The organism is Spiroplasma sp. ChiS, assembly GCF_002968355.1.
In the GTDB taxonomy this organism is placed as follows: domain Bacteria; phylum Bacillota_I; class Bacilli_A; order Mycoplasmatales; family Mycoplasmataceae; genus Spiroplasma; species Spiroplasma citri.
This window is the reverse complement of record NZ_PUUH01000201.1, coordinates 1-876: the sequence shown is the minus strand read 5'-3', so window position 1 is coordinate 876 and position 876 is coordinate 1. Positions and strand designations below refer to the sequence as shown.

The window sequence follows — 876 nt, the reverse complement described above, 5'->3', positions numbered from 1 at the left end:
CTTAATTTGATTATCAATATTTATTTTATATAAAACAATTAGATTGGTGGTGTAGATATATGTTTAAAAATTATTTTAATTTATTTAGAAGACAAAAAAATATTAAGTTTTCTTATTGATATGTAAATTGATTTATGGCAAATATTTTGTTCTATTTTTTTATTGTTTGTTTTAATTTACAGTTTATATATTTTAGTTCTACATCAATTATTAACGGTGCTTTGGGTACTGGTAAAACTTTATTGATGACTTATTTATCACAAATTGCTAAATTTGATAATGTTTATTCTAATTATTTTATTAATGATGAAAAAATTGGAGTTTTAGGTTTAAACCACTTAGATTTTAAAAATAAAAATTATAAGATACCGTCAAATGATAGTTTAATTTTATTTGATGAAATATTTTTGTATATGAATGGTGCTAAACCCGAAGAAAACAATAAAAAGTTTAGTGGTTTAATTCCATATTTTTTATTATGTCGATTGGGTTGAATATAGAGAAATTACTAATATGATTATTGTTCCTATGCAATGTATTCCACCTAGTATATTTTTTCCTTATTTTAAAATGAAAATAGGTTTCTTTGATGATTTAGATGATTATATGATTATTGTTCCTATGCAATGTATTCCACCTAGTATATTTTTTCCTTATTTTAAAATGAAAATAGGTTTCTTTGATGATTTAGATGATTATTTAGTATGAAAAACGGAAACAGTTAAACGAACAGCAAACGGGAAAAGAGTTCGTAAAAAATCTAATAAAGATATTGGTATTAATTTTGTTAAGATAACAATTCCTTTATCTATTGCAATGCAATATGATAGTAAATATTTAAAATTTGTGCGTGATTTAAAAAATGATAAAGTACCA

The 876-nt window shown here is 21.9% G+C and carries 1 protein-coding gene and 1 pseudogene; both read left to right on the top strand.

Annotated features, from left to right (window positions below; all coding sequences use genetic code 4):
• Nucleotides 1-59: 59 nt before the first annotated feature.
• Nucleotides 60-500, top strand: coding sequence for a hypothetical protein (locus tag C6B38_RS11245; RefSeq protein WP_233485572.1), 441 nt, complete (start codon nt 60-62; stop codon nt 498-500).
• A 13-nt stretch (nt 501-513) separates the two neighbouring features.
• Nucleotides 514-876: pseudogene (locus C6B38_RS11240) on the top strand (hypothetical protein); the annotation flags it as partial.